The sequence below is a fragment of the Pseudoruegeria sp. HB172150 genome (assembly GCF_013184805.1).
In the GTDB taxonomy this organism is placed as follows: Bacteria; Pseudomonadota; Alphaproteobacteria; order Rhodobacterales; family Rhodobacteraceae; genus Psychromarinibacter.
This window is the reverse complement of sequence record NZ_JAATNG010000010.1, coordinates 1-13348: the sequence shown is the minus strand read 5'-3', so window position 1 is coordinate 13348 and position 13348 is coordinate 1. Positions and strand designations below refer to the sequence as shown.

Sequence of the window (13348 nt, the reverse complement as noted above, 5' to 3'; positions counted from 1 at the left end):
GCCCGGGGTTTTCAGGAGAGAGACATGGCGAAACGGAAAAGACTGAGCCCGGCGCAGAGCGATTATCTCGAGTCTGAAACCCCAGCGTTAGAGACGAAATCCATGCCGATCGGCCGGGCGCCGATCGCGCAGGTGGCGGGCGAGGCGGCGACCAGCGCGGCGCTGCAGGAACTGGCCGGGGAACTGAAGCAGGCGCGCGACGAAGGCCGCCTGATCCTGACGCTGGACGAGGCGGCGATCGAGGCCGGCTATCTGGTGCGCGACCGGATCCTGGCCGATGACGAGGAACTGCAGGCGCTGATGGAAAGCCTGCGCGCCCGCGGCCAGCAGACCCCGGTGGAGGTCGTGGAGCTGGAGGGCGGGCGCTTTGGCCTGATTTCCGGCTGGCGGCGCCTGACGGCGCTGCGGCGGCTGCGGGCCGAGACCGGCGAGGACCGGTTCGGCCAGGTGAAGGCGCTGCTCCGGCGGCCGGAGAGCGCCTCGGACGCCTATGTGGCGATGGTCGAGGAAAACGAGATCCGGGTCGGGCTGAGCTATTACGAGCGCGCGCGGGTGGCGGCGCGGGCCGTGGAGCAGGGGGTCTACACGGACGAGAAGGCGGCGCTTCTGAGCCTGTTTGCCTCGGCGAGCCGGGCCAAGCGGTCGAAGATCCGGTCGTTCCTGACGATCTACCACGCCGCCGACGACGCGCTGCGGTTTCCGATGGCGATCGGCGAGCGTCTGGGGCTGGCGCTGTCGAAGGCGCTGGACGAGGCGCCGGAGCGGATCGACGGGCTGCTGAAGACGCTGGCCGACCGGCGGCCGGAGAGCGCCGAGGCGGAGCTGGAGCTGCTGGGCAAATGGGTCGCCGCCGGCCGGGCGCGGCCCGACGCGGCACAACCGGCCGGGGGACCGAAGCCGAAGACGGGAAACGCCGTGCCGCAGGGCAGGGCGATGCCCCAGGGCTTTGGCGAGGTGGCGCCGGGGATCGGCGCGAAATGGAACGGGCGCAGCCTGACCCTGTCGGGCCCCGGCGTGTCGGAAACCCTGCGGCGCGACCTGTTCGACTGGATCCGGAACCGGTAACGGCCGCGGTCCGGCCTTTTCCCGGAATGTTTCGCGCGCGAAACGGCCGGGACGGAACGCAAAACGGCCCCGCATAGCTGCGGGGCCGTTCTAATTGATTGTCATCGCCGCAGGCCTATTTCTTCTTGGGCTTGCGGCCCAGTCCGATCCGTTTCGCCGTCTGGGCACGTTTCGCAGAGTAGTTCGGCGCGACCATCGGGTAGTCTTTGGAAAGACCCCAACGTTCCCGATACTCCTCGGGCGACATGTCGTAGGCGGTGCGCAGGTGGCGCTTGAGCGTCTTGAAAGGCTTGCCGTCCTCGAGACAGATGATCGCATCCGGGGTGACGGAGGCGTCGATCGGAACCGCGGGAACGGGAGGCGCTTCAGGTGCGTTCTCGATGCTTTCCGCCGGGGTGACGCCGGAAAGACCAGACAGCGTTGCATGCACGTTCTGGATCAGGCTTGAGAGGTCGGCCTGGGCCATCTGGTTGCGGCTGGCATAGGCCGCGACGATTTCGGTAGTCAGGTTCAGGATCTCTTCGTTTTGATCCTGGATATCTTCGATACTTTCGGTCATTCGGGTTCCTTGGAGTTAGATGATGGCGCTGTAATTAAGAACGCATCATCTCGCAATCCAGTTCATTAAAGCAAAATGCACTGGATTGCGATACGTCAAATTACTGATTTTGCGGTTTTTTCCCTTGTCGCACGTGAATAAGCGTGACTTGGAGTGCCTTGTCTGAAGGTCAAGGGCTACCTTGGTAAGTAGTATCTTTTCTTGCAGGGCAAGCAAAGAAATCTTCCCCGCCCGGCGAAACCTTGAGTTCAGTTGAACAGACGGCGGGTCAGGTGGCGGGTCAGACAAGTGGCGGCGCGGTGCCGGGGCAGCCCTTCGACCTGGCGGTAGAGGGTCCAGGTGGCGCGGAGCGCGGCCCATCGGGCAGAGGAGAGCGACCCCGTCCGCAGGTGGTGCAGGGCCAGCGGTTCCGGCACGGCGCGGGCGCAGTCAACCTGGCGTAACAGCTTAAGCCACAAGGCATAATCCTGCCGCAGCCGCAGATCGGGCATCTCTACCCGGCCGAGCTGGGCGGTGTCGTAGACGGCTGTCAGACAGCCGATCACATTGCCGCCGAGCAGCCCGGCATAGTCGACCGAGGGCGGTACCCGGACCTCGCGCCTGCGGCTGCCACGGACCCGGAGATACCCGGAATAAGTAAAGGCGGCGCCGGTTTCGCGCATGAATTGAATCTGTCGCCGTAATTTGTGTGGTAGCCATTCGTCATCGGCGTCGAGGAAGGCAACAAACTGCCCACGCGCCACCCCCAGGGCGCGATTTCTGGCCTGCGCGGCACCCGTATTGCATGCATGGGGCAGGAATCGGATGCGCGGATCCTTGCACGCCAGCCTTTGGGCAAGGTCATCGCTGCCATCGGTCGAGCCATCGTCGCTGAGGATCAGTTCCCAGTCGCCGAAATCCTGGGCGCGCACGGAATCGACGGTCCGTTCGAGTGTACTTAACGCATTGTAAACGGGTGTTACGACAGTAACGAGGGGATCGTTCGGGGATCCGGGTCGTATGTCCAACCGGCACGGCACGGGTTACGCGAAACCAAGGTCAGTGTTTTTACGAGTACACCGGAGTGCAGGCATGACCAGACCTGACAGACCTGTCCAAGTCATCGCGGAAATCGGCTGTAACCACAAGGGCGACATGGAGACCGCGAAGGAGCTGATCCGCGTCGCGGCCAAGATCTGCAAGGCCGATATCGCCAAGTTCCAGAAGCGGCACAGCCGGGAATTGCTGACGGCAGAGGAATACGGCCGCCCGCATCCGGTGGCCGCGAATGCCTACGGGCCGACCTATGGCGCGCACCGGGAGTTCCTGGAATTCGACGCCGAGCAGCACCGCGAGCTGATCGAGGAATGCAAGATCAACGGCATCCGCTATTCCACCTCGGTCTGGGACATGACCTCGGCGCGCGAGATGGCGGCGCTGAACCCGCCGCTGCTGAAGATCCCGTCGGCCACCAACCAGCATTTCGACCTGCAGGGCTGGCTCTGCGAGCATTTCGCGGGCGAGATCCACGTTTCCACCGGCATGTCGACCGGGCAGGAGATCCGGCAGCTGGTGGACTTCTACGAGGACCGGGGCAGGGCAGGGGACCTTGTGGTCTACAGCTGCACCTCCGGCTATCCGGTGGCCTTCGCGGAGATCTGCCTGTTCGAGATCGCGCGTCTGATGGACCTTTACGGCGGCCGGGTGAAGGGGATCGGGTTTTCCGGCCATCACCTCGGCATCGCCGCCGATATCGCCGCGCTGACCGTGGGCAAGGTGAAGGAGGCCGAGGGCAGGGGGCGGTTCACCCATATCGAGCGGCATTTCACCCTGGACCGGACCTGGAAGGGCACCGACCACGCCGCCAGCCTGGAGCCTGACGGGCTGCGTCGGCTGTGCCGCGACCTGCGCCACGTGGGCCAGGCGCTGGCGGAGAAGGGGCAGGAGATCCTGCCGGTGGAGCAGGTGCAGCGCGACAAGCTGAAATGGGTGGCGGAGCGGCACGGGGCGCTGCTTGCCGGCTGAGCCGCGCCTGACCGTCGCGATCTCGACGCTGGGGGGGCGGGCAGGGCGCATCGCGCTGCCGCCGCCGGATCCGGCGGTCACCTACCTGATCCTGCTGCAGCGTCCCGGAGAGGCGCCGGCGCTGCCGCCGCGCCCGGACATGGCGGTGCGTCCGCTTGCCGCCGTGGGCCTGTCCGCCAGCCGCAATGCGGCTCTGACGCTTGCCGAAACGCCGTTTCTGCTGTTCGGCGACGACGATGTGGCGCTCGACATGAGCGGCGTGAAGCGGCTGCTGGCGCGGCTGGAGGCGGCGCCGGAGCTTGCCATCGTCACCGGCCGCCGCGCGGGGGAGGTGCCGCGCCGCGCCGCCGCCAGGGCCCGGCCGCTGCGGCTGTGGAACGCCGCGCGCACCGCCACGCCCGAGATCATGGTGCGCGTGGCGCCGCTGCGGGCCCGCGGCATCGGTTTCGACGCGAAATTCGGCCTCGGGGGCCGGTATCCGCTGGGCGAGGAATACGTGTTCCTTGCCGATGCGCTGCGCGCCGGATTGCGCGGGCGCTACCTGCCGGTGACGGTCGGGCGGCATGACGGGCCCAGCACCGGCGCCGACTGGCGCGACCCGGCGCTGCTGGCGGCGCGGATCGCGGTGATGGCGCGCGTCTTCGGCCGGGCCGCCCCTTTAGCGCGGCTTGTATTCGCGTTAAGAAACGGACGGCGGCTGCGGGGTGCGCCGGGCGGTGTCGCGGGGTTCGTCCTGGGGCGCTGTCCCGATCCGGCAGGCGGGGCAGGGCAATGACAGGCGGGACGGGCAGTTGGCACAGGATTCACACGGCATTACCCCGGTACTTCTCTGCGGCGGGTCGGGCACGCGGCTCTGGCCCCTGTCGCGGAAATCCTATCCGAAGCAGTTCGCCACCTTTCTTGGCGCCGAAAGCCTGTTCCAGGCCTCGGCCAGGCGGCTGAGCGGCGAGGGGTTCACCGCGCCGCTGGTGGTCACCGGGGCGGAGTTCCGTTTCATCGTCACCGAACAGCTGGCCGGGGCGGGCATCGACCCCGGCGCGATCCTGATCGAGCCCGAGGGGCGCAACACCGCGCCCGCGGTGCTGGCCGCGGCGCTGTGGCTGGAAAAGACCGATCCCGGCGCGCTGATGCTGGTCGCGCCGTCGGATCACGTGATCCCCGATGCGGCGGCCTTCCATTCCGTGCTGGAGACCGGGGCCGAGGCGGCGCGCGCGGGCCGTATGGTGACCTTCGGCATCACCCCGGACCGGCCCGAGACCGGCTATGGCTGGCTGGAGCTGGCCGAGGCGCCGGGCGGCGCCTCCGGCGTGCTGGACCTGGTGCGCTTCGTCGAGAAGCCCGACGAGGAAAAGGCGCAGAATATGCTGGATCAGGGACGATTCCTGTGGAATGCGGGCATCTTCCTGTTCAGCGTCGAAACCATCCTTGCCGCCTACCGCACCCATGCGCCCGACCTGATGGACCCGGTGGGGCAGGCGGTGGAGAAGGGGCGCGCCGATCTCGGCTTCCTGCGCCTCGACCCGGAGGCCTGGGAGGGCGCCGCGGAGATCTCGGTCGATTACGCGGTGATGGAGCGGGCCGACAACCTGTCGGTGGTGCCCTTTGCCGGCGGCTGGTCCGACCTGGGCGACTGGCATGCGGTCTGGCGCGAGATGGACGGCGACGCCGACGGCGTGGTGCAGTCGGGCAATGCGCTGGCGATCGACTGCCACGATACCCTGCTGCGCTCCGAATCCGAGCGGATGGAGCTGGTGGGGATCGGGCTGGAGAACATCGTCGCCGTGGCGATGCCAGACGCGGTGCTGGTCGCCGACGCCTCGCGCGCGCAGGAGGTGAAGGAGGCGGTCGCCGCGCTGAAGGCGCAGGGCGCGGCCCAGGCCGAATCCTTTCCCAAGGATCACCGCCCCTGGGGGTGGTTCGAATCGCTGGTGCTGGGCGACCGGTTCCAGGTGAAGCGGATCATGGTGCATCCGGGCGGGGCGCTGTCGCTGCAGTCGCACCACCACCGGGCGGAGCACTGGATCGTGGTCGAGGGCACCGCGAAGGTGACCATCGGCGACAGCGTGCGGCTGGTGAGCGAGAACCAGTCGGTCTATGTGCCGCTTGGCGAGAAGCACCGGCTGGAAAACCCCGGCAAGGTGCCGATGGTGCTGATCGAGATCCAGACCGGCAGCTACCTGGGCGAGGACGACATCATCCGGTACGAGGATGTCTACGCGCGGGACTGAAGCCGGTCCGGTAAGCAAGATTATGGTAAGTAAAGCCGCTATTTTGCGCACGATACGTCTCTAACCCTGCGGTTTCTCGCCGGTCACGAACTCCATCAGGCGCGGCAGGCAGACCGTCCCGAGGTCGTAGCGGTCGATGATGTGCTGCCGGGCGGCGGCGCGGACCGGGGCCTGTGCCGCGGGATCCGAGAGTACCTCGATCAGTTTCGCGGCCCAGCCGTCGACGTCGAAGAAATCGACGAGATGGCCGGTGACGCCGTCCTCGATCACCTCCTCGACCGGGGGCGTGGCGGAGCCGACGACGAGCGCGCCCAGCGACATCGCCTCGAGCATCGACCAGGACAGGACGAAGGGATAGGTCAGGTAGGCATGCGCCCGGCCGACGCGGAGGACGTTCAGCAGGTCGTCATAGGGGATGCGGCCGGTGAAATGCAGGCGGCTGCGGTCGATGCGGCCGCCGACCTCGTCGAGCAGGACCTGCTTCCAGCTTTTGCCCTCGCCCGGGCCAGGGCCGTAGCCGGTGCCGTCGGAGCCGACCATGACGACCTGGAGATCGGGGCGCGCGGCCATGACCTGCGGCAGGGCGCGCATCAGGATGTGGTAGCCGCGATAGGGTTCGAGGTTGCGGTTGACGAAGGTCAGCACCTCGTCGCCGGCCTTCAGGAGCGGGCCGCCGGGGACCTGGTAGGTGGCGGCGGGGTCGGGGGCGATGCGGGTGGTGTCGACGCCGTCGTGGATGACGGAGATCTTGGGCTGCAGCTCGGCGGGGAAGGTGGCGGCCTGCCAGCGGGTGGGCGACAAGAGGGCGTCGGCATCGGTGGCGGCCATCAGCAGGTGGGCGCGGCGGTCGAGGGTGCGGATGCCGGCCTCGAGGCCGGTGCGGCTGAACTCGGGGTCGAAGCCGGTGTCGCGGCCGCGGGTGCCGTAGAAGAACTCGGCATAGCCGAGGTGGCGGGCGTCGGGCCAGACCTCGCGCAGGAACAGGGTCTCGCCCCAGTTGATCGAGCCGAAGACGATGTCGGGGCGGTCGCCGCGGGCGGCGAGGGCCTGGGCGGCGCGGGCGGCGGTGGCGCCGAAGCCGGCATATTGGGCATAGGTGCCGCCGAGGCCGCGGGCGGGGCTGTCCTCGTGGCGGTAGCGGGCGGTGGGGAGCGGCTGGGGGTTCTGGTTCTGGTCCCAGGTGAGGACGCCGACGCGGTGGCCGGCCCTGATCAGGGCGGGGGCGAGGTAGCGGAACTGGCCGGGAAAATTGCGATGGACGAGGAGGATGCGCATGGGGCGGCCGGGGTGGCGAGGGGTCGGGGATCTTGTGCCACGGAGAGGGGCGCGAGGGAAGCGTCCCCATGGGGAAGGGGGGTCAAGTCATTGATTTCAGGCGTGTTAGCGCAAACGTAGGGGTGAGGACGCATGGCTGCGGAGCGCGGAAGACGCGCCCCTTCCCTCAGCCCGCGGCGCGGTGCGGCTCCGCCTCGGGCGCCGGGAAGGCCACCGCATTGCCCGCGCCGATGCGGAAGCCGGCGATCAGTTCCGCCAGCCGTTCGGCGTTCTGATGCACGCCCTGGCTGGCGGCGGTGGTCTCCTCGGCCATGGCGGCGTTCTGCTGGGTGACCTGATCGAGCTGGTTGGCGGCGGAATTGACCTCTGCCAGCGAGGAGGCCTGGGTCTGGGACGAGGCGGAGATCTCGGAGACAAGCCCGGCGACGGTACCGACATCGGCGACGATCTTTTCCAGCGCCTTGCCGACCTCTCCGACCCGGCCGACCCCGGATTCGACGTGGCGCGAACTGGTGGAAATCAGCTCTCCGATCTCCTTCGCCGCCTCGGCCGACCGGACCGCCAGCGCCCGCACCTCGGACGCGACCACGGCAAAGCCGCGCCCCGCCTCGCCGGCGCGCGCCGCCTCGACCCCCGCGTTCAGCGCCAGCAGGTTGGTCTGGAAGGCGATGTCGTCGATCACCCGGATCTTGCGCGACATCTCGGTCGAGGAACTTTCGATCTCGGTCATCGCGCCGGTGGCTTCCTGCACCACCTCGCCGCCCTTTTCGGCGCCCTCGCTGGCGGCCTTCACCGCCTCGTCGGCCTTGGCGGTGCCGTCGGCGGTGGCATGCACACCCTCGGTGATCACCTGCAGCGCGGCGGTGGTTTCCTGCAGGGTGGCGGCCTGGCTTTCGGTGCGCTGCGCCAGATCCTCGGTCGAGCGCGAGATTTCCCCGGCGAAGCCGGTCAGGTCATCCACCGTGGCCGAGATCAGCGCCATCGTCTCGCTGAGCTGCGAGACCACCTCGTTATAGTCCTGCCGCAGGTCGTCGTAGCTGGCGGGAAAGCCGCTGTCTTCGGGCGGGGCGATCGTTTCCGAGAAATCCCGCTCCGCCAGCCGCTTCAGCCCGTCCGACAGCATCGAGAAGGCCAGCTTGCGTTCGGCCTGTATCGCCTCGAAATAGGCGGAGGTGATCAGCTCTGCATCGAACTGGAACACCTGCGACATGGTGGCGAGCATGCGGTCGACCGAGTCGACATCGCCGGAGACCAGCCGGTCGCGGCATTTCCGGAAGATCATCGCCTGCACGCGGGAAAACACCTTGGCGCCGTTCAGCAGGAAATCGACATAGGGCAGCCCGATCCGGCAATGCGCCAGGCCGACGCGGCGCGTCGATTCCAGATGCTCGTCGCTGAAATCGGCCTTCATCATGCGCGTCCAGTGCGCCTTTTGCGCGGCGCGGGCATGGGCCATCATCTCGTCGCTCTTGAAGAAGGCCAGGAGCTTGGGCGTGGCTTTCACATGGGTGTAGAAATCCTCGAGGATCGTGTCGAGCTCGGGAAGGATGAGCTGCCCGGCCTCGCGCAGAACCTCCAGCTCCGCCTCTCCGATGTCGAATTCGGCGAGACGTTTCCCAAGCTCTTCGTTCATCGGGCTCTCCTGGCGTGGATCCGGGTCAGGGGCCGGTCTAGCGCGGCTTTCCGAAAGATTGCTTAACCCGATTCCCCTAGCTGCCTTCCGAAGCCTGCTGCGGCGGCGTGTAGCCCTCGACCCAGCGGGCGATGACGGCGCGGGCCGCCGCGACGTCGCCCTCCTCCACCGCGGCGCGCAGGGCGCGGAGCGCCGCGGCGACCTCGATCTCGGACAGGCAGGCCTCGCGCGCGGCGAAGATCTTGCCATGCGCCGTGGTCAGGAAGCCCGCGCCGATCAGCAGTTCCTCGTGCAGCTTCTCGCCGGGGCGCAGGCCGGTGACCCGGATCTCTATGTCGCCGCCGGGATTGGCGGCGTCGCGCACGGTCCGGCCCGACGCCTCGACCATCTGGCGGGCCAGCCGGGCGATCGGCACCGGCTCTCCCATGTCGAGCACGAAGACCTCGCCGCCACGGGCGAAGCTGCCGGCCTGCAGCACCAGGCCCACCGCCTCCTGCACGGTCATGAAATAGCGGCTGACCTGCGGATGGGTCAGGGTGACCGGGCCGCCGCGCGCGATCTGGTCGCGGAACAGCGGCACCACCGAGCCCGAGGAGCCCAGCACGTTGCCGAAACGGACCATGGCGAAGACCGTGCTGAAACTGCGGGCGGCGAGATCCTGCACCACCAGCTCGGCCAGCCGTTTCGAGGCGCCCATCACGTTGGTCGGCCGCACCGCCTTGTCCGAGGAGACCAGAATGAAGCGCTCGACGCCCGCCTCCTGCGCCTCGCGCGCAAGGGTCGCGGTGCCGAGCACGTTGTTGGCCAGCCCCGCCAGCGGGTTCGCCTCGACCAGCGGCACATGCTTGTAGGCGGCGGCGTGGAAGACCACGTCGATGGCATGTTCGCGCAGCGTCCGGCGGATGGTGCGCTCGTCGCCGACGGAGCCGAGGATCGGCACGATATCCGTGCCATGACCGGCCAGAAGGTCAAGTTCAGTCTCTATATTATAGAGCGCAAGCTCGTTCAGCTCGTAGAGCACCAGCCGTTCCGGCCGGCGCGCCAGAAGCTGCCGGCAGAGCTCTGCCCCGACCGAGCCGCCGGCGCCGGAGACCAGCATCGAGCGGCCGGCATACCGGGTGTCGGCGGCGCGGATCTGCGCGTCGAGCTGTTCCCGGCCGAGGAACCGGCCGGGCGCGATCGGGGCGAGCTTTTCCACCAGCTCCGCCTCGCCGACCGGCGGATGCCGGGGCCGGACGGCGCATAGCAGGGCCGCCGCGTGCCGGCGCAGGCGGGACAGGAACGGGGTCGGGAACGGAATCGGCATGGGGCGAGTCGCTGCTCGGATCACTTGTTACACCGCGCCCCTCACCCCTGAGGACGCCTGCGGTTACCGGGGCGCGGCCGTCGGGCCGCGCGGTATGTTCGTTTCTGGCTAGGGCGTTTCGCTGGCCTCCGCGTGATCGAGATAGGCGCGCATCGCGCCCCAGAGGTGGTAGAAGCTTGAGGCCGGCATGTCGTCGGACAGGAGCGTGCCGTCGCAGCCGCGCCGGTCGTACCAGCCGCCGGGGACCGGCGTGTCGAGATACTGGTCCCACAGCGCCTGGAACACGGTGTCGGGATGCGGGGCATCCGTGCCGCCCTTGCGGTGATGGACGAGGCAGGCGCGCAGAAGCTCGGTCTGCGGCCAGAGGCGGCGGGTGTCGCAGGGCGGCACCGAGGTGTCGGGCAGAAGGCCGGCGTCGTCGCGTTCGGCCAGCGCGGCGGCGAGGAGCGGCGCGGTGTCGATGCCGGCGGGCTGGCCGGTGACACGTTCATAGCGGTCGAGCAGCCAGATCCATTCGGCCATGTGGCCGGGTTCGACGCCCTGCCCCTCGGCCACCGGGGTCCAGTCGTCGTTGAAGAATTCGAGGATGGTGCCGTCGGGCTGCAGGAAATGGTCCCGGAACAGGGCCAGGCATTCCTGCGCGTTGGCGAGGTCGCGGGGACGGCCGGCGACGGCGTAAAGTTCGGTCATCGCCTCGAAGAGGTGCATGTGCGGGTTCTGGCGGCGGGGCAGGCGGCGGGCGGCATCCTCGTACCAGCCGAGGGGCGCCTTGAGGCGGTCGAGCGCGGCGTCGAGCTGCGCCAGCGCGTCGCCGGTTCCGATGCCTGCGCCGGTCAGCGCGGCGGCGGCGAGATGGGCGAAGGCGAGGTCGTAAAGGTCGTGCGGGGCGGTCAGGATGCTGCCGTCGGGGTTCAGGGTGGCGGTGAAATTGCCCGTGTCAGGGTCGAATTTCGTCATCACGTAGCGGAACAGCGCCTCTGCCTGGGGCAGGTAGTCGCCGTGGCCCGCGATGCTGGCGCAGGCGAAGGCATAGGCCTGCCGCGACGAGACGCGCAGGCGGCGGGAGCGGTCGCGCAGCGGCTGCGCGTCGTGGTCCAGCGTTTCCCACACGCCGGCGCTGGGGATCAGGCCGGCGCCTGTCCAGAGCGGCAGGGCGTGGCGGGTGAGCCAGTCTTCGGCGCGGTCGCGGTGGCGGAGCGGGGCGGTCATCTGAAATCTCCGGTCAGGTGGCGCTGCCAGCGGCGCATGCGGCGCATCAGCTTCAGCAGCGCGATCGGGTAGAGGCCGGCGCGGGCGTCCCAGTCGGCGATCCGGCGCTTCGGGGCGGGCACCGGCGCCGCGCCGGGACGGGCGGGGGCGAGGTCGAGAAGGTCGTTCAGCGCGGCGCAGTCGGCGCTGCGCCAGAGGGTCAGGCCGGGGCGGTCGGCGAGCCAGGCGAGGACCGCGCGGTCGAGGTCGGGATGGTGCAGCGGGCGGTCGTAGGCGCGGGTGTCGAGATCCTGCCCCAGCAGCGCGCGCTGATGCCGGCCGGGGGTGTAGACATAGCGTTTTGCCCCGGAATAGAGATCGATTCCGGCGAGGACGATGCGGGCGGCGCCCATGTGCTGCGCCATCAGCACGGCCTGCACGCCGCTGGACGGGATCGCCTGGTAGCGGGCCTTGAGCGCCTCGACGCGGGCGGCGGTTTCGGCGTCGCCGGGACAGAACGGGCGGAACGGCAGGCGCAGGCGGCGCCGTCCGGCACGCTCGACCCGGCGGCTGGGGGCGGTCCAGGCGCGGATGTCGTAATCCGCCCGCGCCCGGCGCAGCGTGGCGCAGAGGAACGGCGCCAGCCGCGGGTCGCCCGAGACGAAGGCAAGATCGACGCGGGCGCCCAGATAATAGCGGTCCTCGAAGAAGAAGTTGTTCACCCGGACGATAAGATCGTCGGCCAGCACCCGGCCCGGCGCGATGGCGGCGAGCGACGGCCCGCTGCCGGCGATCACGGTCACCGCGCTCACGCCGGGACGATCCGGGCGGGGACGGTGCCGTGCACCTCCATCAGCCGTTCCGCCATCGCGCGGAGCGCCCCCCGCCCGCCGGGATGCGGCAGCACCCAGTCGGCGATCGCCAGGATCTCGGGATGCGCGTCGGACGGACAGGCGGAAAGCCCGGCGCGTTGCATCGCCGGGCGGTCGTTCAGGTCGTTGCCGACATAGAGCACGCGGGCCGGATCGATCCCCTGCCCCGCACACCAGCCGGCCAGCGCGGCGGCCTTGTCCTCCACCGCGCCGTAAGCCTCGATCCGCAGCTTCCGGGCGCGGGCACGTACCACCGGATTGACCTCTTTCGACAGGATCACCATCGCCAGTTTGCTGCCTTTGCGAAGCATTTCAAGCCCGAGCCCGTCGCGGCGCGAGCAGCGCACGGATTCGCGGCCTTCCTGATCGGTCAGCACCGTGTCGTCGGTGTGAACCCCGTCGAAATCCATCGCCACGGCGCGGATTGTCGCCAGCCGGGCGCGGTCCACCCCGCCGCCGTCGCGGAGCCGCGCCAGCGCGCCGGCCAGCGCCAGGTCGCCGGCGCCGTCGATCTCGAAGGGGGGATGGTCGCGCTCGCACAGCGCGACCCGGCCGCAGAAGCGGCGGCCGGTGCGTTCGAAGGCGGCGGCGTCGACGGTGTAGATGGCGCCGCTTTCGCGGAACACCGGGGCGAGGTCCTGCCGGCGGGCGCGCGGGCCGGCCTCGTCATGGTTGCAGCCGCGGCCGAAGCCGCCGGCGTCGCGGCGCCAGAGAAAGCCGTGATCGGGGATCACCGACAGCGCGCAATCGGCGCCCTGCGCCTCCTGCGCGGCGAGGCAGGCGGCTATGTCGGCGGCGGTGGTGAAGGGCGAGGTGCATTGCAGCAGCACCAGCCGCGCCACGCCGGGATGGGCGGCGCGGACATGGCCGAGCGCGTGGAGCCAGCCGGTTTCGGAACTGGCGGTATCGCCGGCCAGCGCCGCCGGGCGGTGGATGATCCCTGCGCCATGGCGATGCGCCTCTTCGGCGATGGCGGGATCGTCGGTGGAGACCCAGACCCCGGCATCGACCTGCCCTGCCCCGCGCGCGGCGCGCACCGACCGGGCGACCAGCGTCAGCCCGCCCACCCTGCAGAGGTTCTTGCCCGGGATGCCCTTTGACCCCCCGCGCGCGAGGATGATCGCTGCCGTCCGGCCCGTCACGCTGGCCTCTCCTGTTGCCATACGCCCTAGCCTGTGGGGCCGATTGGTTAAGAAACCGTAAGCCGATAAAGGCTTG

At 69.2% G+C, this 13348-nt stretch carries 11 protein-coding genes and 1 pseudogene; 4 read left to right on the top strand and 8 right to left on the bottom strand.

Translation table 11 applies throughout. The features are described from left to right. Nucleotides 1-24: 24 nt before the first annotated feature. Nucleotides 25-1065 carry a ParB N-terminal domain-containing protein gene (locus HCO70_RS24345; RefSeq protein ID WP_172300518.1) on the top strand — a complete coding sequence of 347 codons (1041 nt, stop codon included), beginning with the start codon at nt 25-27 and terminating at the stop codon, nt 1063-1065. 115 nt (nt 1066-1180) lie between these two features. Here the strand turns inward: HCO70_RS24345 and HCO70_RS24340 are convergent, their stop codons facing one another. After that, nucleotides 1181-1624 carry a MucR family transcriptional regulator gene (locus tag HCO70_RS24340; RefSeq protein WP_172300517.1) on the bottom strand — a complete coding sequence of 148 codons (444 nt, stop codon included), beginning with the start codon at nt 1622-1624 and terminating at the stop codon, nt 1181-1183. A 248-nt stretch (nt 1625-1872) separates the two neighbouring features. After that, nucleotides 1873-2643 (bottom strand): glycosyltransferase family 2 protein, encoded by a 771-nt coding sequence (locus HCO70_RS24335; RefSeq protein ID WP_371742328.1) that lies wholly within the window; start codon nt 2641-2643, stop codon nt 1873-1875. 52 nt (nt 2644-2695) lie between these two features. Between HCO70_RS24335 and HCO70_RS24330 the strand changes: the two genes are divergently transcribed. Genes HCO70_RS24330 through HCO70_RS24320 form a run of 3 tightly spaced genes read left to right on the top strand, consistent with a single transcriptional unit; the run spans nt 2696 to nt 5856 of the window. Further along, a complete protein-coding gene (locus HCO70_RS24330) occupies nt 2696-3628 on the top strand; it encodes an N-acetylneuraminate synthase family protein (protein ID WP_172300516.1) in 933 nt (310 codons plus the stop codon). Further along, a complete protein-coding gene (locus HCO70_RS24325) occupies nt 3618-4403 on the top strand; it encodes a glycosyltransferase (RefSeq protein ID WP_172300515.1) in 786 nt (261 codons plus the stop codon). Before HCO70_RS24330 ends, HCO70_RS24325 begins: the two co-directional genes overlap by 11 nt. A gap of 16 nt (nt 4404-4419) precedes the next feature. Then, nucleotides 4420-5856: a mannose-1-phosphate guanylyltransferase/mannose-6-phosphate isomerase gene (locus tag HCO70_RS24320; protein ID WP_172300514.1), complete on the top strand. Its 1437-nt coding sequence runs from the start codon at nt 4420-4422 to the stop codon at nt 5854-5856. Nucleotides 5857-5916: 60 nt separating this feature from the next. Here the strand turns inward: HCO70_RS24320 and HCO70_RS24315 are convergent, their stop codons facing one another. The 6 genes and pseudogenes from HCO70_RS24315 to HCO70_RS24290 all read right to left on the bottom strand — a co-directional run bounded on the left by HCO70_RS24315 (nt 5917) and on the right by HCO70_RS24290 (nt 13272). Next, complete coding sequence (locus tag HCO70_RS24315; protein ID WP_172300513.1) at nt 5917-7131, bottom strand: glycosyltransferase; 1215 nt, start codon at nt 7129-7131, stop codon at nt 5917-5919. Between the two features lie 166 nt (nt 7132-7297). Continuing rightward, the gene (locus HCO70_RS24310) at nt 7298-8764 is read right to left on the bottom strand and encodes a globin-coupled sensor protein (protein WP_172300512.1); all 1467 of its coding nucleotides are present in this window, start codon (nt 8762-8764) and stop codon (nt 7298-7300) included. Nucleotides 8765-8840: 76 nt separating this feature from the next. Beyond that, nucleotides 8841-9980 (bottom strand): annotated as a pseudogene (locus tag HCO70_RS24305) (UDP-N-acetylglucosamine 4,6-dehydratase family protein); the annotation flags it as partial. Between the two features lie 198 nt (nt 9981-10178). Further along, nucleotides 10179-11279: an AGE family epimerase/isomerase gene (locus HCO70_RS24300; RefSeq protein WP_172300510.1), complete on the bottom strand. Its 1101-nt coding sequence runs from the start codon at nt 11277-11279 to the stop codon at nt 10179-10181. After that, nucleotides 11276-12070: a hypothetical protein gene (locus HCO70_RS24295; protein ID WP_172300509.1), complete on the bottom strand. Its 795-nt coding sequence runs from the start codon at nt 12068-12070 to the stop codon at nt 11276-11278. The genes HCO70_RS24300 and HCO70_RS24295 overlap by 4 nt, the downstream gene beginning before the upstream one ends. Then, nucleotides 12067-13272: a cytidylyltransferase domain-containing protein gene (locus HCO70_RS24290; protein WP_371742327.1), complete on the bottom strand. Its 1206-nt coding sequence runs from the start codon at nt 13270-13272 to the stop codon at nt 12067-12069. The genes HCO70_RS24295 and HCO70_RS24290 overlap by 4 nt, the downstream gene beginning before the upstream one ends. Nucleotides 13273-13348 lie beyond the last annotated feature (76 nt).

What these genes read in the sequence shown, in the direction of transcription:
- HCO70_RS24345 (WP_172300518.1), top strand. Translation starts at nt 25, where the DNA reads ATGGCGAAACGGAAAAGACTGAGCCCGGCGCAGAGCGATTATCTCGAG.
- HCO70_RS24340 (WP_172300517.1), bottom strand. Translation starts at nt 1,624, where the DNA reads ATGACCGAAAGTATCGAAGATATCCAGGATCAAAACGAAGAGATCCTG.
- HCO70_RS24330 (WP_172300516.1), top strand. Translation starts at nt 2,696, where the DNA reads ATGACCAGACCTGACAGACCTGTCCAAGTCATCGCGGAAATCGGCTGT.
- HCO70_RS24315 (WP_172300513.1), bottom strand. Translation starts at nt 7,131, where the DNA reads ATGCGCATCCTCCTCGTCCATCGCAATTTTCCCGGCCAGTTCCGCTAC.
- HCO70_RS24310 (WP_172300512.1), bottom strand. Translation starts at nt 8,764, where the DNA reads ATGAACGAAGAGCTTGGGAAACGTCTCGCCGAATTCGACATCGGAGAG.
- HCO70_RS24300 (WP_172300510.1), bottom strand. Translation starts at nt 11,279, where the DNA reads ATGACCGCCCCGCTCCGCCACCGCGACCGCGCCGAAGACTGGCTCACC.